Annotated in this window: 25 protein-coding genes and 1 pseudogene; 16 read left to right on the top strand and 10 right to left on the bottom strand. The window is 73.1% G+C overall.

What is annotated here, in order from left to right; all coding sequences use genetic code 11:
* Entirely contained in the window at positions 1-915 is a 915-nt protein-coding gene (locus OG852_RS06740) for a helix-turn-helix domain-containing protein (RefSeq protein WP_133915617.1), read from the bottom strand.
* A 115-nt stretch (positions 916-1030) separates the two neighbouring features.
* Entirely contained in the window at positions 1031-1252 is a 222-nt protein-coding gene (locus OG852_RS06745) for a DUF397 domain-containing protein (RefSeq protein ID WP_133915723.1), read from the bottom strand.
* A gap of 152 nt (positions 1253-1404) precedes the next feature.
* Here OG852_RS06745 and OG852_RS06750 point away from each other — a divergent pair, with 152 nt between their 5' ends.
* The 3 genes from OG852_RS06750 to OG852_RS06760 are packed head-to-tail and all read left to right on the top strand — an operon-like array spanning position 1405 to position 3368.
* Complete coding sequence (locus OG852_RS06750; protein WP_330347347.1) at positions 1405-1863, top strand: ATP-binding protein; 459 nt, start codon at positions 1405-1407, stop codon at positions 1861-1863.
* Positions 1860-2393, top strand: coding sequence for a hypothetical protein (locus OG852_RS06755; protein WP_330347348.1), 534 nt, complete (start codon positions 1860-1862; stop codon positions 2391-2393). Before OG852_RS06750 ends, OG852_RS06755 begins: the two co-directional genes overlap by 4 nt.
* Before the next feature lie 9 nt (positions 2394-2402).
* Positions 2403-3368 carry a pirin family protein gene (locus tag OG852_RS06760; RefSeq protein ID WP_330347349.1) on the top strand — a complete coding sequence of 322 codons (966 nt, stop codon included), beginning with the start codon at positions 2403-2405 and terminating at the stop codon, positions 3366-3368.
* Positions 3369-3820: 452 nt separating this feature from the next.
* Here the strand turns inward: OG852_RS06760 and OG852_RS06765 are convergent, their stop codons facing one another.
* Complete coding sequence (locus OG852_RS06765) at positions 3821-4726, bottom strand: EamA family transporter (RefSeq protein ID WP_208117276.1); 906 nt, start codon at positions 4724-4726, stop codon at positions 3821-3823.
* A 39-nt stretch (positions 4727-4765) separates the two neighbouring features.
* Between OG852_RS06765 and OG852_RS06770 the strand changes: the two genes are divergently transcribed.
* From OG852_RS06770 to OG852_RS06780, 3 genes are read left to right on the top strand one after another with little or no spacing between them, the layout of a single operon-like run.
* Positions 4766-5299 (top strand): MarR family winged helix-turn-helix transcriptional regulator, encoded by a 534-nt coding sequence (locus OG852_RS06770; RefSeq protein ID WP_330347350.1) that lies wholly within the window; start codon positions 4766-4768, stop codon positions 5297-5299.
* A 21-nt stretch (positions 5300-5320) separates the two neighbouring features.
* Entirely contained in the window at positions 5321-5854 is a 534-nt protein-coding gene (locus OG852_RS06775) for a MarR family winged helix-turn-helix transcriptional regulator (RefSeq protein WP_133915621.1), read from the top strand.
* Positions 5851-6252 (top strand): tetratricopeptide repeat protein, encoded by a 402-nt coding sequence (locus tag OG852_RS06780; RefSeq protein ID WP_330347351.1) that lies wholly within the window; start codon positions 5851-5853, stop codon positions 6250-6252. Before OG852_RS06775 ends, OG852_RS06780 begins: the two co-directional genes overlap by 4 nt.
* Before the next feature lie 63 nt (positions 6253-6315).
* Here the strand turns inward: OG852_RS06780 and OG852_RS06785 are convergent, their stop codons facing one another.
* Entirely contained in the window at positions 6316-7719 is a 1404-nt protein-coding gene (locus tag OG852_RS06785; RefSeq protein WP_330347352.1) for a PepSY-associated TM helix domain-containing protein, read from the bottom strand.
* 132 nt (positions 7720-7851) lie between these two features.
* On the opposite strand from OG852_RS06785, the gene OG852_RS06790 reads away from it, so the two are divergent.
* Complete coding sequence (locus OG852_RS06790) at positions 7852-8496, top strand: peptide deformylase (protein ID WP_133915624.1); 645 nt, start codon at positions 7852-7854, stop codon at positions 8494-8496.
* Position 8497: 1 nt separating this feature from the next.
* Here OG852_RS06790 and OG852_RS06795 read toward each other — a convergent pair whose 3' ends face one another.
* Positions 8498-9916, bottom strand: coding sequence for a dihydrolipoyl dehydrogenase family protein (locus OG852_RS06795; RefSeq protein WP_330347353.1), 1419 nt, complete (start codon positions 9914-9916; stop codon positions 8498-8500).
* 116 nt (positions 9917-10032) lie between these two features.
* Here OG852_RS06795 and trxA point away from each other — a divergent pair, with 116 nt between their 5' ends.
* Complete coding sequence (trxA, locus tag OG852_RS06800; protein ID WP_133915626.1) at positions 10033-10407, top strand: thioredoxin; 375 nt, start codon at positions 10033-10035, stop codon at positions 10405-10407.
* Positions 10408-10421: 14 nt separating this feature from the next.
* On the opposite strand, the gene OG852_RS06805 is transcribed toward trxA, so the two are convergent.
* Together OG852_RS06805 and OG852_RS06810 are read right to left on the bottom strand one after the other, a co-directional pair.
* Positions 10422-11867, bottom strand: a complete 1446-nt coding sequence (locus OG852_RS06805) for a benzaldehyde dehydrogenase (protein WP_133915627.1) — start codon at positions 11865-11867, stop codon at positions 10422-10424.
* Between the two features lie 108 nt (positions 11868-11975).
* On the bottom strand, positions 11976-13025 hold the full coding sequence (locus OG852_RS06810; protein ID WP_133915628.1) for a LacI family DNA-binding transcriptional regulator: 1050 nt from the start codon (positions 13023-13025) through the stop codon (positions 11976-11978).
* 179 nt (positions 13026-13204) lie between these two features.
* Here OG852_RS06810 and OG852_RS06815 point away from each other — a divergent pair.
* Positions 13205-13446: pseudogene (locus OG852_RS06815) on the top strand (FAD-dependent monooxygenase); the annotation flags it as partial.
* A gap of 42 nt (positions 13447-13488) precedes the next feature.
* Here the strand turns inward: OG852_RS06815 and OG852_RS06820 are convergent.
* Entirely contained in the window at positions 13489-14142 is a 654-nt protein-coding gene (locus OG852_RS06820) for a TetR/AcrR family transcriptional regulator (RefSeq protein ID WP_330347354.1), read from the bottom strand.
* Positions 14143-14258: 116 nt separating this feature from the next.
* On the opposite strand from OG852_RS06820, the gene OG852_RS06825 reads away from it, so the two are divergent.
* Both OG852_RS06825 and OG852_RS06830 read left to right on the top strand, forming a co-directional pair.
* Positions 14259-14816, top strand: a complete 558-nt coding sequence (locus tag OG852_RS06825) for an NAD(P)H-dependent oxidoreductase (RefSeq protein WP_133915630.1) — start codon at positions 14259-14261, stop codon at positions 14814-14816.
* A gap of 215 nt (positions 14817-15031) precedes the next feature.
* The gene (locus OG852_RS06830) at positions 15032-15988 is read left to right on the top strand and encodes an FkbM family methyltransferase (RefSeq protein ID WP_330347355.1); all 957 of its coding nucleotides are present in this window, start codon (positions 15032-15034) and stop codon (positions 15986-15988) included.
* Here the strand turns inward: OG852_RS06830 and OG852_RS06835 are convergent.
* The gene (locus OG852_RS06835) at positions 15985-16977 is read right to left on the bottom strand and encodes a TerC family protein (RefSeq protein ID WP_330347356.1); all 993 of its coding nucleotides are present in this window, start codon (positions 16975-16977) and stop codon (positions 15985-15987) included. The two genes, OG852_RS06830 and OG852_RS06835, sit on opposite strands and share 4 nt — an antisense overlap.
* Before the next feature lie 227 nt (positions 16978-17204).
* On the opposite strand from OG852_RS06835, the gene OG852_RS06840 reads away from it, so the two are divergent.
* Positions 17205-18179 carry an alpha/beta hydrolase gene (locus OG852_RS06840; protein WP_330347357.1) on the top strand — a complete coding sequence of 325 codons (975 nt, stop codon included), beginning with the start codon at positions 17205-17207 and terminating at the stop codon, positions 18177-18179.
* Positions 18180-18370: 191 nt separating this feature from the next.
* Here OG852_RS06840 and OG852_RS06845 read toward each other — a convergent pair whose 3' ends face one another.
* On the bottom strand, positions 18371-18523 hold the full coding sequence (locus OG852_RS06845) for a hypothetical protein (protein ID WP_330347358.1): 153 nt from the start codon (positions 18521-18523) through the stop codon (positions 18371-18373).
* A gap of 387 nt (positions 18524-18910) precedes the next feature.
* Here OG852_RS06845 and OG852_RS06850 point away from each other — a divergent pair, with 387 nt between their 5' ends.
* The 4 genes from OG852_RS06850 to OG852_RS06865 all read left to right on the top strand — a co-directional run bounded on the left by OG852_RS06850 (position 18911) and on the right by OG852_RS06865 (position 23249).
* A complete protein-coding gene (locus OG852_RS06850; RefSeq protein ID WP_330347359.1) occupies positions 18911-19903 on the top strand; it encodes a helix-turn-helix domain-containing protein in 993 nt (330 codons plus the stop codon).
* 225 nt (positions 19904-20128) lie between these two features.
* Positions 20129-21271 carry an ABC transporter substrate-binding protein gene (locus OG852_RS06855; protein WP_330347360.1) on the top strand — a complete coding sequence of 381 codons (1143 nt, stop codon included), beginning with the start codon at positions 20129-20131 and terminating at the stop codon, positions 21269-21271.
* Positions 21272-21360: 89 nt separating this feature from the next.
* Positions 21361-22608 carry a sensor histidine kinase gene (locus OG852_RS06860; RefSeq protein WP_330347361.1) on the top strand — a complete coding sequence of 416 codons (1248 nt, stop codon included), beginning with the start codon at positions 21361-21363 and terminating at the stop codon, positions 22606-22608.
* On the top strand, positions 22605-23249 hold the full coding sequence (locus OG852_RS06865) for a response regulator (protein WP_133915637.1): 645 nt from the start codon (positions 22605-22607) through the stop codon (positions 23247-23249). The genes OG852_RS06860 and OG852_RS06865 overlap by 4 nt, the downstream gene beginning before the upstream one ends.
* Positions 23250-23265: the final 16 nt, after the last annotated feature.

Raw genomic sequence — 23265 nt, forward strand, 5'->3', positions numbered from 1 at the left:
TCAGGCGTACCGCTGCCGTATGGTCTCCTCGAGCATCCGCAGGGACTCGCGCGGCTGCAGCGCCTGGTCGGCCAGCCGGTCCAGGGCGACCCGGTACTCCTCCGTCTCGTCCCGGTCCTCCAGGAAGGTGGCGCTCCTGATCTGCTCCAGATAGACGATGTCGGGCAGATCGGCGCCGCCGAACCGCAGATAGGTGACGGGGATGGCCGGCGCGGAGGCGTGCGTGACGTCCAACGGGACGACCTGCACGGTGACATGGGGCAGCCGGGCCAGCTCCACGAGATGCCCGAGCTGCTCCCGCATCACCTCACGGCTGCCGAGCACACGCAGCAGCACCGACTCGTCGAGGATCGCCCACACCCGCGGGGCGTCGGCGCGGTGCAGCAGCTCGGTGCGGCGGGTGCGCAGCTCCACCCGGCGCTCCACCTCCCGGGCCGAGGCCGAGGGCAGCCCGCGCTCCACGACGGCACGGGTGTAGGCGGGGGTCTGCAGCAGACCCGGCACGTACTGGATCTCGAACGTACGGATCGCGGTGGCCGCCTCCTGGAGTCCGACCAGCCGGTCGAACCACTCGGGCATCAGCCGTTTGTCGTACCGCTGCCACCAGCCCGGCTCCCCCGCCTGCCGCAGCAGCTCCAGCAGCACCGAGGCCTCGTGCTCCTCGGCGCCGTACAGCGCCAGCAACGCGCGGACGTCGCCCTCCGTCGGAGGACGGCGCCCCTTGCCCGCCTCGATGCGCGACAGCTTCGCCGGGCTGAACCGCACGGCACGCGCGGCCTGGTCCTGGGCGAGCCCGGCGTCCTCCCGCATGCCCGTGAGCTGCACGCCGACCAGCATTTTCAGCAAGGTCGGGGCGGGCTCCGAGCGGTTCAGATACGGTTCGAGGCGGGAGACTCGAGGTGACTCGGCAGACATGCTGTGACTCCCCACGGACCGGCAGACGACAGAACCCATTATCGCATCCGACGGCCTACGACCGTATGGAGCACGGGAATTGAAGCGCACCGCGCCGAAGACACGGCGCGTGACCTCACAGCAGGTGGTCGAACTCCCCGTCCTTCGCCCCCGCCAGGAACGCCGCCACCTCGGCCGGCGTGTAGACGAGCGCGGGTCCGTCGGGGTCCCGGGAGTTGCGCATCGCCAGGCCTCCCCCGTCCAGCGCCGCGACCTCGACGCAGTTGCCCTCCGCGTTGCTGTGACTGCTCTTGATCCAGCGGACGCCCAGCGAGCTCGCCCGCACTCCGTTCGACACCGGTCCGGTTCCTGACGACACGGCAACTCTCCTCGCTTCGTACGCGCAATTTCCCGTGAAATTGCACGAGGACATCGTCAGCGTGGATAATAACCATGCCGTCAACCGCAGTTCCGGCAACCCGTCCTGACCTCGCCTCAGGGAGATGCCCCGTGTCATCACCTGCGCAGTTCCGGAACCACGAGTCCGTCCTCGGCTCGTCCAGAACCGCAAGCCTGCACCTCAGGGGCGACCGGGAGGGATTCGCCGAGGCACGGGACTTCACCCACCGCACGCTCGACGGCTGGTCCCTGGACCACTGCACGGACGACGCGCTCACCGTCGTCACCGAACTCGCCTCCAACGCCGTCCTGCACGGCCTGCCGCACCTGTCGACGGACCACTTCGACGTACGGCTCAGACTCACCCTGCGCCGCGCGCATCTGCTGTGCGCCGTCACCGACCCCAGCGACAGCCCGCCGCTCTACCCGCACCCCGGCGACGACCTGCTGGAGCACGGCCGCGGGCTGCACATCGTCGAAGCCCTCTCGGAGCACTGGGGCTGGACCCGCCGCTCCCCCGTGGGCAAGACCGTCTGGGCCATGCTGCCGACCCGCACCTCCACGACATGACCGCCACGAAGAGAACCCCACCCCTCAAGGACCTGGGGCACGTGCCCTGGCCCGAGATCCAGGACACCACGGGATCCGCCGCCGGCATCCCCGCCCTGCTCACCACCGTCGCCCGCGGCGACGCCGAGGCCGCGGGGAGCGCGCTCGGACAACTGCGCCGCCGTATCTGCCGGTACGGCTTCGTGGTGGACCAGGCGACCGCGGCCACGGTGCCGTTCCTCTGGGAACTCGCCCGGCTCCCGCAGGTCACCTGCCGGGTGGCGATACTGCGTCTGCTGAAGAGCATCGCCGACGCCCGCCAGTGGGAGACCACCGCCGCCGCCTACCCCAAACTGTTGCGCCACCCCGACAACCACGTGGCCTGGGAACGCCAGGCCCGCCACGCCGTCCACGCCCAGCGCGGCCTGCTCCAGGACCTCCTCGCCGACCGGGACAGCGAGATCGTCGAGGCCGGCCGGGATCTCGCCGCGACGCTGAACGGCGGAAGGACGGGCAGCGGCTCGCCCCACCCGGAGCACCCGACCCACTAGGTTGACCGCATGAGCAACCTTGACCGTGCGCCCGTGCCGAGCGTGTGCGGCGGGCGTGGATTCGTCGTCGCCGAACCCGTCCGTGAGCTGCTGAGCCCCCGCAGGGTGAAGCTCGGCGAGTCGACCGAGGTGCGCCGGCTGCTGCCGAACCTCGGCCGGCGCATGATCGGCGCCTGGGCCTTCGTCGACCACTACGGCCCCGACGACATCGCCGACGAACCCGGGATGCAGGTCCCGCCGCACCCCCACATGGGCCTGCAGACCGTGAGCTGGCTGCACGAGGGCGAGGTGCTGCACCGCGACTCCACGGGCAGCCTGCAGACCATCCGCCCCAGGGAACTCGGGCTGATGACCTCGGGCCGCGCGATCAGCCACTCCGAGGAGAGCCCGACGTCCCACGCCCGCTTCCTGCACGGCGCCCAGCTCTGGGTGGCCCTGCCCGACGCCCACCGCCACACCGAGCCCCGCTTCGAACACCACCCCGACCTGCCCACGGTCACCGCCCCCGGCCTGACCGCCACCCTGGTCCTCGGTGAACTCGACGGCTCCCGCTCCCCCGGAACGACGTACACCCCCATCGTGGGCGCCGACCTCGCGCTCGCGCGGGGCACCGACGTACGACTGCCGCTCGTCCCCGACTTCGAGTACGGCGTCCTGTCGATGTCCGGCGAGGTCCACGTCGACGGCGTCCCGGTCCTCGCGGGCTCCCTCCTCTACCTGGGCTGCGGCCGCACCGAACTCCCCCTGCGCGCCGAGTCCGACGCGGGGCTGATGCTCCTCGGCGGCGAGCCCTTCGCGGAGGAGCTCCTCATGTGGTGGAACTTCGTCGCCCGCTCCCAGGAGGAGATCGAACAGGCCCGCGAGGACTGGGCGAGCGGCACCCGCTTCGGCACGGTGAAGGGCTACGCCGGAGCACCGCTGTCCGCCCCCGCCCTGCCGCGGACTCCGCTGAAGCCACGCGGACGCGTGCGCTGAGACGTCCGACGTGCCGTTGGTGTCGCCGGGCACGATGTCGTCGGCCGCTGACCGCGTCGGTCCCGGCCGAGGCGGGCTGGTTCGAGACGATCTCTGGCGTCCGGTGGGATCGATGGCCACCCCCCGTGCGTTCGGCACCCGTTGGTCGGTGCCCGAGCTCTCGTCGTGGACGTGGGTGCCGGAGCCCGAACCCGCTTCGGCGGCGACGCCATCGCCCCCCACGAAGTCCTCCGCCTGGCCGTCCTGGTAGACGACAAGGTGGCCGTCGCCGCTGAGGGACGGCCGGGCCGGGACGGCGTGCGTGGCGAGCTGGGCCGTCGACGAGAAGGCGATACGCAGGCCGTCGGCCGTGATCGTGGCTCCGGCGGAGTCGCCGTCGCCCTGGGTGCCGTCGGTCGCGACACTGATCCGCTCGACTCCGGCTCCGCTGTCGTTCGCCACGCCCGCACCGGTCACGGGCTCGGCCGAAGCGGCTTGCTGAGAAGCTCGGTTCCGGTCGGAGTGGCTGCCCGGTGTCGGGCCGGGCGGCCCAGGACGACCCCCGTCAGGACCAGGACCAGTCCGCCCACCTGCTGGGCGGTGAGTGTCTCGCCCGCGACCGCCGTGCCGAGCAGGACGCCGGTGACCGGGTTGAGCAGGCCGATCAGGCCGACCGTTCCCGCGGGCAGGTGCCGTAGACCGGTGAACCAGGCGACGAAGGCCAGCGCGGTCGCGATCAGGGAGACGTAGGCGAAGGCCAGCAGGGCCGGGAGGGACGGGGCGGGCAAAGGGCCCTCCACGGCCGCGGCGACCGGGAGCAGGAAGAGGCCTCCGGCGGTGAGCTGCCAGGCGGTCGAGGCGAGCACGTCGGTGCCGGCGCTCCACCGTTTGGCGAGGATGTGGCCGAACGACGACACCAGCAGGGCGGTGGCCGAGGCGAGGACCCCCGGCACGCTTGCCGTCCGCGCCCCCGTGAGCAGCATGAGACAGACCCCGACCAGTCCGATCGCGGCGCCGGCCAGGTGCGGGGACCTGGGCCGCTCGGACACCAGGGGCCAGGCGATGAGCATCATCGTAAGCGGGGACAGCGCCATGACGGTCGAGGCGATGCTCGTGGGCAGCAGCTGGGAGGCGGCGTAGACGAGGACGAAGAACACGCTCATGTTGAGCAGCCCGAGCACGGCGGAGCGCCACCACCACGCGCCGTGCGGCCGTCGCCTGCACAGGGCCAGCAGGACCAGTCCGGCGGGCAGGGCCCTCAGGGCGGCCCCGTAGAGGGGGCGGTCGGCGGGCAGGAACGCGTGCGTGACGAAGTAGGTGGCCCCCCAGGCCACCGGCGCGACCGCGGTCAGGGCCACCCAGCGCAGATTGGCTTCCATGGAAGCCATAGTAGCTTCCTGGGAAGCTACTATGGAGGCATGGAGCAGAACGGTGAACCACAGGACCGCGTGGCCCGCATCCAGGCCGACTGGCGCCGGGAGCGCCCCGACCTCGACGTCGGCCCGCAGGGGGTGATCGGCCGGCTGCACCGCCTGGCGGACCGCCTCACCGCGGAACTCTGTCTCGTCTACGAGCGCTACGGCCTCGGCGAGGGGGAGTTCGACGTCCTGTGCGCGCTGCGCCGCGCCGGGGAGCCCTATGAACGGGCACCCGGCGAGCTCGCCGCGCACACCATGGTCACCACCGGCGCGATGACGAAGCGGATCGACCGGCTGGAGCGGGCCGGACTCGTCACCCGGCGCCGCTCCGACGACGACCAGCGCGGCCGGATCGTCGCCCTCACCCGGCCCGGCCGTGAACTGATCGACCGGGCGTTCACCGACCACATGCACAACGAACGCCACCTGCTGGACCTGCTGACACCCGCCGAGGCCGCGTCCCTCGAAACGCTGCTCACCACCTGGCTCTCCCGGATGGAACATCCCGGAGGCAACCGGGCGGGGAGCGAATAGTAGCCATGTAATCTATCCGCCATGAGCAAGGGTTCCGAACGGGCCACGCCCGGATTCCTGGTGTGGCGGCTGTCGACGAAGTGGCGGGTGGCGGTGGACCGGGCGATGGCGCCGCTCGGACTCACCCACGCCCAGTACTCGCTCGTCTCGTCGCTGTACGGGATGCAGCGCGACGGCGAACGCCCCAGCCAGCGCCGGCTCGCCGACCACACCGGCCTCGAGCCGCTCTACGTCTCCAAGCTCGCCCGCGCCCTGGAGTCGGCCGGTCTGATCGAGCGGACCCGGGACCCCCGTGACCCACGGGCCGTGCAACTGGCGCTCACCGAGCGGGGCGAGGAGGTCACCCGGCAGGCGATCACCGTCGTACAAGGGCTGTTGGAGCGCCTGCTGGAGCCGCTCGGCGGGCTGGACGGCGAGCGGACACGGGCGTTCGGCGAGGACCTCGCGGTCCTGCTCGACGTGCCGCTCGACCCCGCTGGACCCGGCCCCGCCACCGAGCGGAATACGTCACCACGCCCCCCGGTTGAGGGCCTCGAAGGAGGTCATCAGCAGTGAACACGACCTACGGCACGGGGTTCGGCCCGGCGGACGCGAACGAGGCGGCGTACTACGCCCACGGCACCCCGGCCGAGCGCTGGGAGCGCGCGCGACTGTTCTTCGACGCGCGGGACTACACCGCCGCGGCGCGGGTGCTGGCCCCGCTGGTCGAGGAGGTGCCGGAGCAGACCGGTCCCCGGCTGCTGCTGGCCCGCGCCTACTACCACTCGGCCCAACTGCGCCGCGCCGAGACCGAGTTGCGGCTGATCGTCGAGCGCGATCCGGTGGAGCACTACGCCCGGCTGATGCTGGGCCGCACCCTGGAGCGGCAGGGGCGGCACACGGAGGCGGGTCCGCATCTGCGGATCGCCTCGGCGCTGGCCGGCGACTTCCCGGAGGACCGATCGGACCTGTGACACGGGAGCGGCCCGGCGGTGGACCTCACCGCCGGGCCGCTTTCCCGGGTGCGCGTCGGAGGCTCAGGCCTTCGCCCGTCGGCGGTGGGCGATCTCGCCGAGGATCACGTCCACCACCAGGAAACCGGCGAGCGGGATGCCGAGGAGCGGGACGAAGTAGCCGAGCACGGCGACCGCCGCCATCAGCGGGACCAGGACGTACGGCGGGACCTGGGCCCAGGCGCCGCGCGGGATCGGGCGGCCGAAGGCGGAGCCGCGGCCGCGCTGCCACCACATGCGGTAGCCCCATACGATCAGCAGGATCAGGGAGAGCGCGAGCAGCATCAGGGCGATCTGGTTGACCAGCCCGAACAGGATCCCGGTGTGCAGGTCGATGCCCCAGCGGGTCAGCTTGGCGAGCACCGGGTGGTCGGCGAACCGCAGGGTGTCGGTGACCTCGCCGGTGGCCGGGTCGACCGCGACGGCGTCCTGCTTCTCGGGCCAGCTGCGCTGCACCTGCTTCACCACGTACGCGGAGGAGGCGTCGGCGGGCGGGACGATCTCGACCGGGTCGCCCAGCCCCTCGGCGCGGGCGGCGGCCAGGACCTTGTCGAGACCGACGCCGCGCTCGCCGTCGCCGCCGGAGCCGGAGGCCGCGTCATGGCCCGCGTGCTCACCCCCGCCGCTCACCGTGGCGGAGATCGACGGGGTGGCCTGCTTGAGGGAGGTGCGCAGCTCGTCGATGTGGGCGCCGGCGTAGGCGGACCAGGTCAGGCCGGTCGCGGAGAGGAAGAAGAACCCGGCGGCGGCCCAGACGCCGACCGTGCCGTGCAGACCGAGGGTGCGGCGCCGGCCGCTGGTGCCGCGGACCGTGCGCAGGGCGCGACGGCGGGAGAACCACAGCGCGACACCGCCGGCCGCGATGACCCACAGCCAGCTCGCGGCGAACTCGCTGTAGAGACGGCCGGTCTCGCCGAGGTGGAGGTTGCGGTGGAGCCCGGAGATCCAGGTGCGCAGCGGCAGAGCGCCCGTCGAGCCGTACTGCTCCAGCGCGCCCCGCACCTCGGCGGTGTACGGGTCGACGAACACGGCGAGGGTGTGCTCGGGGTCGACGCCCTTGACACCGGAGAGCATCACGCGGGTGGTGGCGTCGTCCTCCGGTGAGGGCCGCACGGCCGAGACCGTGCCTTCGGGGTGGGCCTTGCGGGCGGCCGCCACCTGCTCGGATATCGGCAGCTTCTCCTCGCCGACCGGCACGGTCATCTCGTGCGCGTAGAGGAGCTTCTCGGCCTGGAAGGAGCCCGCGTACAGGAACCCGGTGACGGCGGCGACCAGCAGGAACGGCGCGACGAGAAGACCGGCGTAGAAGTGCAGGCGCAGGACCAGGGGCCGCAACGGGGCCCAAGGGCCCGGGGACTTGGGCGCCGAGGCCGGGGCCGGGGCCGCCTCGGGGGCCTCGTCGGTGGTCGTCGAGGGAGCGGTGGACATCGGCGGGCTACTCCGGGGTCGGGGGGACGGGTTGAGCGGGGACGGTCCAGTAGTCGGATCGCGCACGGGCCGAGTTCCCGCGAGTTCTCGTGACCTGCGTCACATGGCCGTCGCTCGTGTCATGCTGGCCCGATGGCAGCTCCCCCTCCCCGTACCCCCCTTGCCGAACGCGTCGAGGAACTCCTCGCGTCCGGCGGCCCGTTGCCGATCGTCGCGGCCGGCGACCCGGTCCTGCGCACCGGCACCGAGCGCTACGACGGTCAGCTCGACGCGGCTCTTCTGGCCCGGTTCGTCGAGGCGTTGCGCGTCACGATGCACGCGGCGCCCGGTGTCGGGCTGGCCGCGCCGCAGGTCGGTGTGGAGCTGCGGATCGCGGTGATCGAGGATCCGGCGCCGGTGCCGGAGGAGGTACGGGTGGCCCGCGGGCGGGTGCCGCAGCCCTTCCGGGTGCTCGTCAACCCGTCGTACGAGCCGGTCGGTCCGGTCCGTGCCGCGTTCTTCGAGGGCTGTCTGAGCGTCCCCGGCTACCAGGCGGTGGTGGCCCGCGCCGCCCAGGTGCGGCTGACGGGTGAGGACGAGCACGGGCGGCCGCTGGACGAGCTGTTCGGCGGGTGGCCCGCCCGCATCGTGCAGCACGAGACGGACCACCTCGACGGCGTCCTCTATCTCGACCGGGCCGAGCCGCGGTCCCTGTCCGCCAACCAGGCGGTGCTGGAGCGGTGGGCCCAGCCGACTCCCGCGGAGGCGGCCCGGGCCCTGAACTTCGAGCTGCCGTAGCTCACTTGTCCCGGAACGCCTCCAGCAGACGCAGCCAGACCTCGCTGAGGGTCGGGTAGGAGGGGACCGCGTGCCACAGCCGGGCGACGGGGACACGTCCGGCGACGGCGACGGTCGCGGAGTGGATCAGTTCGCCGACGCCCGGGCCGACGAAGGTGACCCCGCGCAGGATCTCCTCCTCCAGGTCGACGACCATCCGGGCGCGGCCCTTGTAGCCCTCGGCGTACAGACCCGCCCCGGCCACCGAGGACATGTCGACGTCGACGGCGCGCACCCGGTACCCGGCCTGTTCGGCCTCGGCGAGCGAGAGGCCGACCGCGGCGGCCTCCGGGTCGGTGAAGACGACCTGGGGGACGGTCTCGTGGTCGGCCGTCGCGGTGTGGGCGCTCCACGGGTCGGAGCCGTCCAGGGACGTGCCGGCGGCGCGGGCGGCGATGGCGGCGCCCGCGATCCGGGCCTGGTACTTGCCCTGGTGGGTGAGGAGGGCGCGGTGGTTGACGTCGCCGGTCGCGTAGAGCCAGTCGGTGCCGGTGACGCGCAGGGTGTCGTCGACGGTGAGCCAGGAGCCGGGTTCCAGGCCGATCGTGTCGAGGCCGATGTCGTCGGTGCGCGGGGCGCGGCCGGTGGCGAACAGGATCTCGTCGGCCTCGATGCGGTCGCCGGTGCCGGTGACGACCGTGACGGTGCCGTCCGAACGGGTGACGGACTCCACCGAGGTCCCGGTCCGTACGTCGGCGCCGGCCTCGACGAGCGCCTCGGCGACGAGTTCGCCGGCGAACGGCTCCATGCGGTTGAGCAGGCCCTTGCCGCGGACGAGGACGGTGACCCGGGAGCCGAGGGCCTGGTAGGCGGTGGCCATCTCGGTGGCGACGACTCCGCCGCCGACCACGACGAGCCGGTCGGGCACGGTCTGGGAGGAGGTGGCCTCGCGACTGGTCCAGGGCCGCACCTCGGAGAGGCCCGCGAGCGGGGGCAGGACGGCCCGGGTGCCGGTCGCGACGACGACGGCGTGCCGGGCGGTGAGTGTGCGCTCCCCGACGGTCACCGTGCGCGGGCCGGCGAGTCTGCCGTGGCCGCGGTGGAGGTCGGCGCCGATGCCGGCGAGCCAGTCGGCCTGGCCGTCGTCCGTCCAGTCGCCGGTGAACCAGTTGCGGCGGGCGAAGACCGCGGACGCGTCGAGGGGACCCTGGACGGCTTGGCGCAGGCCGGGCAGTCTGCGGGCGTCGGCCCGGGCGATGACCGGGCGCAGCAGGGCCTTGCTGGGCATGCAGGCCCAGTACGAGCACTCGCCGCCGATCAGTTCGCTCTCCACGACCGCGGTGGTGAGGCCGGCCGCGCGGGTGCGGTCGGCCACGTTCTCCCCCACGGGCCCGGCCCCGAGCACCACGACGTCGTAGGCGATGGTTTCCGATTCCGTCATGGGGTCAGTCTGGTGGGTGGTGTGTCCGGTGGCCACACGGGCAGGCACGCGGAATACGGGCTCGTCGGGCCGTGTTGTGCACCAGCAAGTCCACACCAGGAAGAAGGTTGCAGGTCATGAGCAGCACCGTGGAGCTCACCAAGGAGAACTTCGACCAGACGGTCACGGACAACGACTTCGTCCTGATCGACTTCTGGGCGGCCTGGTGCGGCCCGTGCCGTCAGTTCGCGCCGGTGTACGAGAAGGCCGCGCAGGACAACCCGGACCTGGTGTTCGGCAAGGTGGACACGGAGGCGCAGCCGGAGCTGGCCGCGGCCTTCGGCATCCAGTCCATCCCGACGCTGATGATCGTCCGGGACCGGGTGGCGGTGTTCGCCCAGCCGGGCGCGCTGCCCGAGGCCGCCCTCGCGGACGTGATCGGGCAGGCGCGCGAGCTGGACATGGACGAGGTCCGCAAGTCGGTGGCGGAGCAGCAGGCCAAGGCCGAGTAGCAGGCCGCGGAGTCTCAGAACGGGTAGGGCGCGACGTCGCCGCGCACCGTCGTCCAGCGCAGGTCGGTGAAGGCCTCCAGGTTGGCGTCGCCGCCGAAGCGGGCACCGGTGCCGGAGGCGGCGACGCCGCCGAAGGGGGCGACGGCCTCGTCGTTCACGGTCTGGTCGTTGATGTGGACGATGCCGGTGGGGATGCGTTCGGCGAGGTCCAGGCCACGGGCGGAGTCACGGGTGACGATGCCGAGGGAGAGGCCGTAGGCGCTGTGGGCGGCGAGCGCGGCGGCCTCGTCGGGGGTGGTGAAGGAGCGGACGGGGGCGACCGGGCCGAAGACCTCCTCCGCGTAGGCCGGGGTCTTGTCGTCGACGCCGGCGAGGACGGTCGGCCGGTAGAAGCGGTTTTCGTGGGTGCCGCCCGCGGCGAGTTTCGCGCCGGTGGCCGTGCTGGCCTCCACCAGGCCGTGCACCTTGGCGAGTTGACCGTCGTCGATGAGCGGGCCGAGGTGGACCTGGGCGCGGTGCGGGTCGCCGACGGCGAGGGAGTCCGCCTTGGCGGCGAGCCGCTCGACGTACTCCTCGTAGAGCGAGGCGTGGACCAGGTGGCGTCCGGTGGTCATGCAGATCTGGCCCTGGTGGAAGAACGAGCCCCAGGCGGCCGTGGAGATCACCGCGTCGAGGTCGGCGTCCTCCAGGACGATCAGGGCGGAGTTCCCGCCGAGTTCGAGGTGGGCGCGCTTGAGGTGGCGTCCGGCGGCCTCGCCGACGGCGCGGCCCGCGGCGGTGGAGCCGGTGAAGGAGATGACGGGCACGCGCGGGTCCTCCACGAGGGCGGCGCCCGTCTCGGCGCCGCCGGGCAGCACGTGCAGCAGGCCCTCGGGCAGTCCGGCCTCGGCGAAGATCGCGGCCAGGGAGAGACCGCCGCAGACCGCGGTGCGCGGGTCGGGCTTGAGGACGACCGCGTTGCCGAGCGCGAGGGCGGGCGCGACGGAGCGGATGGAGAGGATCAGCGGGGCGTTGAACGGGGAGATCACGCCGACCACGCCGACCGGGATCCGCCGGGTGTACGACAGTCTGGGGGCCTCGCTGGGCAGGACCTGTCCGGCGGGGCGGGAGGCGAGGGCGGCGGCCTCGTAGCACTCCTGGGCGGCGACGTGCAGTTCGAAGTCGGCCTTGCCCGGGATGGAGCCGGACTCGCGGACGATCCAGTCGCGCAGTTCCTCCGCGTGTGCGGCGAACAGGTCTCCGGCCTTGCGCAGGACGCCGGCGCGGACGAAGTGCGGGAGGCGGGCCCATTCGCGCTGGGCGGCACGGGCGGCCTCGGCGGCCGGGGCCACGTCGGCGGCGGCGGCCAGGACGACGGTGCCGAGCGCCTCACCGGTGGCGGGCTCGGTGACGGTGTGCCGCGGGCCCGTCAGGGCGCGGGACTGCGAGGTCTGCCAGGTCAGGGGGTCGAGCAGCGGCATGGATGGCTCTCCGATCGGTGTCCCGCGGGACGCACCGCTCACGGGGCGCACACGTCCCATCTAGTTGAGCATTTAAACACCTAGTCCCGTCAGACGCACCCGCACCGGTCAACTGGACTCGCGATGCACCACCGTGGCACCGGACAGCGGGTGCGACTCGGGCTCGGCGCCGGGGGTGCGCACCGCCCGGTCCACCAGAGCGGCGAGTTCCCGGCCGGAGGGCATGGCGATGCGCACGGTACTCAGTCTGGGCCGCAGCAGCCGGCCGAGCATCAGATCGTCGGCGCCGATGACGGCCGTGTCCTCGGGGATCCGCACCCCCGCGTCGAGCAGGGCCCGCATCAGCAGCATCGCGTACTCGTCGTTGTAGGCGAACACGGCGTCCAGACCCAGGTCGGGCCAGCGGGCGGCGAGGGCGGCGGCGGACTTCTGGGTGTAGGCGAGGGACAGTTCGGTGACGGTGGCCCCGGTGCCGCGCAGGGCCTCGCGGGCGCCGGACAGACGGGGCCCGGAGAAGATCTCCATGCCGGACTCCTCGGGCACGACGACCCCGATCCGCCGTCTGCCCCGGGCGTGCAGATGCTCGGCGGCGCTGTGGCCGACGCGGGCATGGTCCAGGAGGAGCGCGTGGGCGCCCTCGACGGGCTCGGGACTGAGGGTCACCACGGCCCGCGCGCCGGACCGCTTGAGGACGGCGACGCCTTCCGGGCCGATGCCGGGGGTGGGCACCAGCACGGCGACCGGCCGCAGTTCGGCCCAGGCCCGGGCGGCGTCGTCGCCGTGCAGCCCGGTGGTGCCGTACTGCACGACGGTGTAGTCGAGGCGGGTGAGGGCGCCCTGGAAGTCGTGCACGAACTGGCTGTAGAGCGGGCCGGCCGGCACGGGCAGGGTGGGCATCAGGACGACCCGGCTGTGTCCGGCGCGCAGGCTGCGGGCGGCCGCGTGCGGCACGTACCCGAGTTCCTTCGCGGCCTCGTGGACCCGGCGGCGGGTGGGCTCGCTGATGCGTACGGCGCTGGTGTTGTTCAGCACGTAGGAGACGGTCGCGCGGGAGACTCCGGCCAGGCGGGCGACGTCGGCGCTCGTGGGCACGGGGCGCGGCGCCGGCGGCTTCGTCGGCGCGGGCGTGTTCGGTATCTGCACCATGACGTACGGCATCTTGGCAGAAGCTGTGAGCGGGCTTCCGGGCGGGGGACGCCCCCATGTGATGAATCGCCGACCAACAGCCCCGTGCGCGCCGCGTGACGCCCCCCTCGCGTTCGTCGGCGCCGGTCCCGGCGGCCTCACGCTCGCCCGGGTCCCGCAGGTGCCCGGCATCCCGGTGGCCGTCTTCGACCGTCACGCTCCTCGGCGGCGCCGCGCACCTGATGTCCCCGTTCGCGGGCGAGGGCGCCGACCTCGCCCCGCTCGACTGGGCCTCGCCCTCGTGGCCCACCCGGGTGACACCGAGGCCGCGCTCGCCGCCCACGAGGCGAAACCGTTCCCGCGCGGCGAGCACCGCGCGGCCGAGTCGGCCCGCGACGGCGTGCCGCTGTTCCGCGCGGACGCACCGCAGGGCCGCATGGTGGACGCGTTCGCCGCGTTCGACCGAGCGGCGACGCGGAGGCGGGCGCCGGGGGGCTCAGCCGCCCGTGACCCGGTCCACCAGGTCGCTCCACCCGTTCTCCAGCCGTGCCAGGGACAGCCCGCACTGGCGGGTCAGGTGGTGGACCAGAACCGGGTTGAGGTAGCCCATCAGGGTGTGGGCCAGGAGTTCGTGGTCGGCGTCGGGGAGCGTCTGGCGCAGCAGCACCACCACATGGCTGTGCTGGACACGGCGGGCGGGCACCGCGTAGCGGCGTTCGGCGGCGGGCTCGGCCGCCAGTTGCAGATCCAGTTCGTCGACGCAGCGCCGCAGCGCGGCGATGCCGAACGCCCGCAGCCGTTCCACCGGTGGCGCGCCCGGACCGAGCGGCGGGGGGCCGCCGAGGAACGCGGCCTGCATCTTCTGCTCCGAGTGGTCGAGCAGCGCCATGAGCAGACCCGTGCGGTCGCCGAAGCGGCGGAACACCGTCCCCTTGCCCACGTCGGCGGCCGCCGCCACCGCCTCCATCGTCACCCCGGCCGCTCCGTGCTCGGCGATCAGCCGGGCGGCCGCGTCCAGCAGCCGCGCACGGTTGCGGGCCGCGTCCGCACGCAGACACGGCTCGTCGCCGGCGGACCCGAGCCGCAGCAGTCGCTGAGGCTCGCCGATCTTCTCCTCGGGATCCGGACAGGGCGGCAGAAGGCTGGACATGAACTCAGCGTAAAGCACCGGGAATGAAACTGGACCCCGGTCCGGTTATGCTGCTACACATTAAGCGGACCTCGGTCCGGATCGTAGACGCAGTGTTTCAGCCTCTGGGAGTTCCCATGTCTGTCCGCATCCTCGCGCTCGTCGGCAGCCTCCGCGCCGGTTCGACCAACCGCCAGCTCGCCGAGGCGGCCGTCAAGGTCGCTCCCGAGGGCGCCGAGGTCGAGCTCTTCGAGGGCCTGGCCGAGATCCCCTTCTACAACGAGGACATCGACGTCGAGGGCAGCGTCCCGGCCGCCGCCGCCAAGCTGCGTGAGGCCGCCCAGGCCGCAGACGCCTTCCTGCTCTTCTCCCCCGAGTACAACGGCACCATCCCGGCCGTCCTGAAGAACGCCATCGACTGGCTGTCCCGCCCGTACGGCGCCGGCGCCTTCGGCGGCAAGCCGGTCGCCGTGGTCGGCACCGCCTTCGGCCAGTTCGGCGGCGTATGGGCGCAGGACGAGGCCCGCAAGGCCGTGGGCATCGCCGGCGGCAAGGTCCTCGAGGACGTCAAGCTGTCCATCCCGGGCTCCCTGACCCGCTTCGCCGAGACCCACCCGTCCGACGACGCCGAGGTCGCCACCCAGCTCGCCGAGGTCGTCACCCGGCTGCACGGCAACGTGGGCGTCGCCGCCTGATCGAGAGGTGACCGCCCCGGCGTGGGCACGTCACCGAAGGGGCCGCGGCACGATTGCCGCGGCCCTTTCGCCGTACCCCCGGCGTTACCGTCGTGTTCACAACCGTCGAATGTCGTTCAACCCGCAGACCGCCGCCCCCGCGGTCTGATAAGGCTTGAGGGATGCGGACCCTTTATCGACGACTGCTCCAGCTCATGCCTCGTATAGGCGTTCAGGTGACCGACCTCGGCCCGGGTGCGGCGGTGGTGTCCCGGCGCGGCGGCCCCTACGAGGTGACCGACGTGGACCGGGGCACGAAGGTGCTCTCCCGCCACGGCGGCCCGTACCGCGTGACCGGTGTGGACAAGGACACCTGGGTCCTGCGCCGCACCCGGGGCGGCGCCCGGACCGCCGTCGCCGAGAAGGGGGTCGTACCGCTCGGCGACACCGGTGCCGTGCTGCTGATCGAGGACCCGGAGCACCAGGACGAGCGCAAGCTGCAGCTTTCCGCCGCCGAGTTCCTGTGCGTCCAGCATGTGACCGCCATGCTCGAGCTGTACGGCGTGAACTGCGTCTTCGACGTCGGCGCCAACACCGGGCAGTACGCCAAGCGGCTGCGCAGGGCCGGGTACACCGGCCGGATCGTGTCCTTCGAGCCGACCTCGGAGACGTTCGCCCGGCTGTCGAAGGCCGCCGAGAACGACCCCGAGTGGCATGTCCACCAGTGCGGACTGGGCCGCGAGGAGACGACCGCGGAGATCCACAAGAGCTGGATGACGATGAACTCGCTGCTGCCGCCCAGCGACTACGGCAAGGGCCGCTACAGCCGGTTCAAGAAGTCCGACACCGAGGAGATCCGCATCCGCCGGCTCGACGAGGTGATGGACGAGGCGCTGGAGGGCCTCGCCGCCCCCGTCCCGTATCTGAAGATGGACACCCAGGGCTACGACCTGGAGGTGTTCGCCGGGGCCGGCAAGCGCGTCACGGAGTTCGTGGGCCTGCAGTCCGAGGTCGCCTGTCTCCGGCTGTACGAGGGCAGCCCCACCATGGGCGAGGCCGTCGCCGCGTACGAGGCGGAGGGCTTCGGCATCACCGGTATGTACCCGGTGACCCGGGAGGCGACCACCGGGCGCGTGATCGAGTTCGACTGCGTGATGATGCGCGCCGAGGCGGCCCCGGAACAGGCCTCCTAGGCTTCCTGGGCGGCCGTGGCCGCCCCCGGTTCCCCTTCTCCGCTCTCGTCCCCGCGCGCGGCCGCGCGCAGACTGGTGATCGTCGTGACCGTGAGGACGAGCACGATGAAGCCGAGGGAGAAGGGGATGCCGATCTCGGGGACGTGCACCCCGGACTCGTGCAGCGCGTGCAGCAGCAGCTTGACGCCGATGAAGCCCAGGATGATCGACAGGCCGTAGCTGAGGTGGACCAGCTTCCTCAGCAGGCCGCCGATGAGGAAGTAGAGCTGCCTGAGGCCCATCAGCGCGAAGGCGTTGGCGGTGAACACGATGTACGGGTCGTCGGTCAGCCCGTAGATGGCGGGGATGGAGTCGAGGGCGAACAGCACGTCGGTGGAGCCGATCGCGAGCATCACCACGAGCATCGGGGTCATGACCCGCTTGCCGTTCTGCTCGATCCACAGCTTGGTGCCGTGGTACCGGTCGGCGACACCGAAGCGTTTCTCCACCGCCTTGAGCAGCTTGTTCTCCTCGTACTCCTCCTCGTGCCCGCCCTTGCGCGCGTCCTGGACCAGCTTCCAGGCGGCCCAGATCAGGAAGGCGCCGAAGAGGTAGAACACCCAGGAGAACGTGGAGATGATCGCCGCGCCGGCGGCGATGAACAGCGCGCGCAGCACCAGCGCCATCAGCACGCCCACCATCAGCACCCGCTGCTGGTACGGCGAGGGCACCGCGAACTTCCCCATGATCAGGACGAACACGAAGAGGTTGTCCACGCTCAGCGACTTCTCCGTGATGTACCCGGCGAAGAACTCGCCCGTCGGCCCTCCGCCGCCGAAGAGGAACAGGCCGAGGCCGAACAGACAGGCCAGCACGACCCAGACGACGGTCCAGGTCCCGGCCTCCTTCACCGAGACGTCGTGGGGCTTGCGTCCGACGAGGAAGTCGACGCCGACCAGGGCGCACAGCGCCGCCGTGGTCAGCAGCCAGACGGTGAGGGATACGTTCACGGTGGTACTCCTGGTGCCTGTGGGGACTCGACATCGTTGTCCGGCCGCGGGAGCGGTTCCACCTCGCACAGGTGAACAACAGGTCATGACCTCGCAAGGCGCCGGGGCCCGGTCGGCGTCACCCGCCGAACGGCGGGGAGGTTCCGCCGGACGGCGGTGCCCCGGACGACGGCGGAGGCCTGAATCATGTCCGCACGAGCCGCCGCACCACCGCGTGAGGAGAAGCCATGACGTCCGTTCCGCCGCCGTTCGATCCCGAACTCGCCGCCGCGCTGGAGCTGATCGGGGAGATGATCCAGCCCGGGATGACCATGGAGGACATCGACGCCGTCCGCCAGGGACCGGGCATCTCCCTGCTGGCCGACCTGGACCTGACCGCGGGCGGCGCCTTCGAGGTCGAGGACCGGACGGTGCCGGGGCCCGAGGGCGCCCCGGACATCTCCCTGCTGATCTGCCGCCCCACCACACCGGCCCCCGCCCGGCCGCGTCCCGTGGTCTACCACGTGCACGGCGGCGGCATGGTCCTCGGCAACAACCGGGTCGGGGTCGACGTGGCCCTGGACTGGGCCCGGGAGCTGGACATGGTCGTGGTGTCGGTCGAGTACCGGCTGGCACCCGAGAACCCGCACCCGGCGCCGGTCGAGGACGTGTACGCCGGTCTGCTGTGGACGGCGGAGCACGCGAAGGAGCTGGGCGCGGACCCGGAGCGGATCGTGATCGCCGGTGCCAGCGCGGGCGGCGGACTGTGCGCCGCGCTCGCCCTCCTGCTGCGCGACCGCGGGGGTCCACGGCCGATCGGCCAGCTCCTGGAGTGCCCCATGCTGGACGACCGCAACGACACCCCGTCCTCCCACCAGATGGCGGGCCTCGGCATCTGGGACCGCACGGCCAACGAGACGGGCTGGACCGCCCTGCTCGGCGACCTGCGCGGCGGCCCCGGCGTCTCCCCGTACGCGGCGCCCGCCCGCGCCGAGGACCTCTCCGGACTGCCCCCGGCCTTCCTCGACGTCGGCTCCGCCGAGACCTTCCGCGACGAGGTCGTCGCCTACGCCTCCCGGATCTGGCAGGCCGGCGGGGTGGCCGAACTGCATGTGTGGCCGGGCGGCTTCCACGGATTCGACGGGTTCGCCCCGCAGGCGGCGCTGTCCAGGTCGGCACGGGCCGCCCACCTGGACTGGCTGCGCCGGCTGCTCGCCGAGTAGGACCGCCGCGGGGCCCGCGCGGGCGGCACGGACACGCACCGCGACCTCAGCGGCGTGTGCACTCCACGGGACCGTCGTGCATCTCGACGGTCCCGTCGGGGTGCGGCACCGGGCGGCGCTCGGTCATCCGGGCGCCGCCGAGTAGGACCGCCGCGGGGCCCGCGCGCGCCCCACAGACACGCACCGCGACCTCAGCGGCGTGTGCACTCCACGGGACCGTCGTGCATCTCGACGGTCCCGTCGGGGTGCGGCACCGGGCGGCGCTCGGTCATCCGGGCGCCGTAGGTCTCGACATGGCGCATCGCCCCCTCGGCGGAGGTGAAGTCGACGAGGGCGATCGCCACCCGGCACCTCGAGGTCGCGTCGCGCCCCTGTGCAAGATGCGGCCCGCGTCCACTCAGGGCCGCGGTCCGGCACGAGCACCGCCCGGTCCACGTCGGCGGGCAGCGCGGCCGGGTCCACCACCTGCCCCCGGCGGTGACCAGGAGGCCGCTGAGGCCGACCGGTCCCCCGTGCCGCACAGCTCCACGGTCGTCGGCCCGGCCCCCACCACCGTGTTCCCGCCCCCGCCGAGCTCCGGCATGTGCCCCCGATCTCCGCGTCTATTTCCCGCCGACCCTTTCCCGGCACGAGCTGATCCGACCGACGATGCGCGATCTCGATCACGCGGGGTGGAGGACCCACGGTCCGGGGCCCTCCTCACCGGCGTGCGCGTGACGCATGATGGCCGTATGAAAGAGCTGGCCGGGCGCCTGACCGCACTGGACCCGGACGCAGGTGCCGCCGTGCGGGTCATCGCCTACTTCGACCGGCTGGCCGAGACGCGGGCCGGCGTGGAGGCGCTGGTGCGCGGGGCGGCCGTCCTGGCCGGGGTGCCCGCGCGGCTGGTCGACGCCGACCGGCGGGTACGGGTGCGGGTCGAGGCGGACGGCACCCGCCGGGACTCGGACCTGCCGCCGGATCCTCGGTGGCCGTCCGCCGCGCTGACGCCGGACGGTCCGCCCGCGCTGTGGCTGGAACGCGCGGACGCGGCGCCGAGCGTGGTCGACGCGGTGATCCTGGAACGGGCCGCCGGAGCGGCGCGCCTGGTCCTCGACCGCACCCGGGGACGGGCCCCGCTCGACGATCCCGCCCTGGTCGAGACGCTCCTGGACGGCACGGCCGGCGAACCGGCCCGGCTGCACGCGGCCCGGCGGCTCGGCCTCGACTCGCTCGTCACCGCCCGCGCGCTCGCCACCCCGGGCGGACGGCCCCGGGTGGTCGCCGCTGAGGGCCCGGTCACCGAGACCGTCGCGCTGCGGACCGGCGTCGGCCCCGCCGTCCCCGTCCCCGACCTCCCCCGCTCCTGGGCCGCCGCCCGCACCGCGCTGCGGTTCACCGCCGAGGGCACCGGGCAGGATCCGGGGCCGCGGGTGGTGTACGCCGAGGAGCTCGGCGGGATCGCGCTGCTGGCCGACGTCGTCGTGCCGGGCGCCGAGCCGCCGCCGGACGTCCAGGCTCTGGAGGCGGCCGCCGCGGACGCGCCCTGGCTGCTGACCACGCTGTACGCCGTCGTCGCGACGGCGAGTCTGCGGGCGGCCGCGGCCGAGGCGAACGTGCACCACTCCACGCTCCAGGACCGGCTGGTGCACGCCGAGCATCTGCTGGGCTGGCCGGTGCGCACCCCGCAGGGCCGGCTGCGGGTGCACCTCGCGCTGACGACACGGCGGCTGGCACGGCCGTAGGACCGCCGCTCCCCGAGATCCCATTGATCCCAAAGATCCCAGAGATCCCCGAGATCCCAGAGATCCCCGAGGGCGTTCAACCGTTCGATTGAACGGGGGTTCCACCGCACGCCTGTCGTCCGGTCCGTCCGGACGACGCGCGGGGCAGGACGGGCGGCGCAGAATCGGGGGCGACCGCGGCGCCCGGTCCCCACCCCCCTCAGAGATCAGAGAGGTCTCCGCACCATGCCCAGCTCCCCCAGCAGAAGGCGTCTCCTCGCGACCGGCGCGGGTGCCGCCCTCGGCCTAGGCGCCCTCGCGGCCTCCCCCGCCACGGCGACCCCCGCGGCCCCGGCGTCCACCCGGTCCGCCTCCGGCGCCGAGGAGACCCGGTCGCTCGACGAGCTGTACCGGGCCGCGCTCGCGGAGGGCGGCAAGCTCGTCGTCTACGCGGGCGGGGACACCCCGACCCAGCAGGACGGCACCAAGGCCGCCTTCCTCAAGCGTTTTCCGGACATCGACCTGACGCTGATCGTGGACTACAGCAAGTACCACGACGTCCGGATCGACAACCAGCTCGCGACCGGCACCCTCGTCCCCGACGTCGTCCAGCTGCAGACGCTCCAGGACTTCGTCCGCTGGAAGTCCCAGGGCCGGCTCCTGCCGTACCGGCCCGCCGGGTTCTCCCTGGTCCACGAGAAGTTCAAGGACCCGCAGGGCGCGTGGGTCGCGGTCGCCGCGATCGGTTTCAGCTTCATGTACGGCACGGACGCGGTCGGCGCCGACGCCCCGCGTACCCCGCTGGACCTGCTCGACGCCCGCTGGAAGGGGAGGATCGCCTCCTCCTTCCCGCACGACGACGACGCCGTCCTCTTCCTCTACTCGCTGTACGTCAAGCACTACGGCTGGGACTTCGTGGCCCGGCTGGCCGCGCAGGACGTGCGGTTCGCGCGCGGCAGCAACTCCCCCGGTGAGGCCGTGCGCGCCGGACGGTACGCGATCGGTGTCGGCGGCTCCGGCGCGCCCCTGGGCACCGGCCCCGTGAAGTGGGTGATGCCGGACAGCGCCCCGTTCATGGCCTGGGGCCAGCGGGCGGCGATCCTGAAGGCGGCCCGGAACACCACGGCGGCCAAGCTGTACCTCAACTGGCAGCTGTCGACGGCCACGCAGCAGGGCGCCTTCAACGGCTGGTCGGTGCGCACCGACATCACTCCGCCGGCCGGGCTGAAGCCGGTCTGGGAGTACCCGAACGCGAACATCGACGGTTTCCCCCGGTTCATGTCCGACCGCGCCGAGGTGGAGCGGCTGAAGCAGACCTTCGCCCTGTACTTCGGCGAGGTGAAGGGCGACCCGACGCCGGGCTTCCTCGGGCTGCACCCGGGCGCCTGACCGAGAACGGTCCCTCCTCACACGGCCCCTACAGGTGACGGATAGATTGGACCCCCTGTTCGAACGGATCATCGTCCAGGGGGTCCTCCGTGTCCGACCGCGCTCCCGTCCGCAGCCTTGCGAGGGCCGTACGCGGGAGCCGGCCGACGCCCGCCCTCCTCGCCCACACCACGTTCTTCGTCGTCCTCGCCGCCGGGCTGATCCGGCTCGTGGAACTGAACATCGCGCTGTGCTGGGAGATCGTCACGCTCAGCGGAGTGCTGGCGCTGGTGTACACGGGCGGGCTCGCGGCCGGTGAGCGGCTCGGAAGGGCCGGCGGGCTCCTGTGGGTCGGCGCCCTGCTGACGCTGTGGAGCGGCCTGGTCCTGCGGTCCCCCGCTTCGCTCACGGCCGCCTACGCCTGGGGCGCGATCCCGCTGGCCTGTGCGGCGCTGCGGGCGCTCGGGCGGCGGGAGGCCGGGGTGGCGGTGGCGATCCTCACCGTGGTGCTCGCCGGTCAACTCGTGCGCAGCACCGGAGGGTTCGATCCGGAGATCGTGCTGATCCCGGTGGCGGCCGTGTGGGGCACGGTGGCCCTCTACCGGTCCCAGCAGCGGGCCGCCGCCGAACGGCTGCGGCTCGTCGAGGAGTTGCGGGGCACCCGGGACGTCCTGGCCCGGCAGCAGCGGCGGGCCGGGGTGCTGGCCGAACGGGCCAGGATCGCCCGGGATCTGCACGACACGCTGGCCCAGGAGCTCGCCGGCGGGGTCATGCTGCTGCAGGCCGCCGAGCGGGACTGGGACGCGCGGGCGGACGTGGCCCGCACCCGGGTGCGGGCCGTCGCCGACGGGCTGCACACCACGCTCGCCGAGACCCGCAGGATCATCCGCGATCTGACGCCGTCGGCCGTGGACGAGGCGGGGCTGGAGGGCGCGCTGCGGCTGCTGTGCGCGCGGGCGGAGGCGGAGGGCGCGGCGGCGCGGGTCCGCTTCCGCACGGCGGACGGGCACGGAACGGTCTTCGACGGACAGGCCGCGGCCACGCTCTTCCGGGTCGCGCAGAGCGCGCTGGCCAATGTGCGGGAACACGCGCGTGCGGTGAACGTCCAGGTCACCCTGCGGGCCGGGGTGGACCGGGTGGAGCTCGAAGTACGCGACGACGGCGCCGGGTTCGAGCCCGGCCGGCTGACCGGTCCCTCTTCGGCGGGCCGGGGGCTGGGTCTGCCGGCCGCCCGCGCCCGGCTGCGCGAGTGCGGCGGCGACCTCGACATCGGCAGTGCCCCGGGCCGCGGCACCTGTGTCCGGGCCACGGTCCCGACGGCGCCCTCGGCCCGTCCGGCGCCGGTGGCCGCCCGGTGAGCGGTGGGCCGTTGCGGGTGCTGCTCGCGGACGACCATGCCGTCGTACGGGCCGGGTTGCGGGCGCTGCTGGAGGGCGAGCCGGATGTCGAGGTGGTCGCCGAGGCGGGGAGTGGGGAGGAGGCCGTCGGGCTGGCGGCGCGGCTGTCGCCCGATGTGGTGCTGATGGATCTGCGGTTCGGCGGCGGGGGCGGCGTCGACGGGATCGAGGCGGTACGGCGGCTCGCGGCCGAGGCGCCGGGGGTGCGTGCGGTGATGCTGACGAGTTACTCGGGGCGCGCCGATGTGGTGCGCGCCCTGGAGGCGGGGGCGCGGGGTTATGTGCTGAAGGCGGGGCCGCCCGAGGAGTTGTTCCGGGCGGTGCGCGGCGCCGCCGTCGGGGCGTTGGGCCTGGCACCGGAGGTGATGGACGAGCTGGTGGGCCAAGTGGTCGCGCCCGAACGGGAGTTGAGCGGGCGGGAGGTGGAGGTGGTGCGGCTGCTGGCGGAGGGGCTGAGCAACCGGGCCATCGCCGGGGCGCTGTTCCTGAGCGAGGCCACCGTCAAGACGCATCTGGTGCGCCTGTACCGCAAGCTGGGGGCGGACAACCGGGCGGCGGCGGTGTCGGAGGCGGTGCGCCGGGGGTTGCTGGATCTGGGGTGAGACCGGGCGGCCGTAC

Origin of the sequence: Streptomyces sp. NBC_00582 (assembly GCF_036345155.1) — a bacterium.
Classification (GTDB): Bacteria; Actinomycetota; Actinomycetes; order Streptomycetales; family Streptomycetaceae; genus Streptomyces.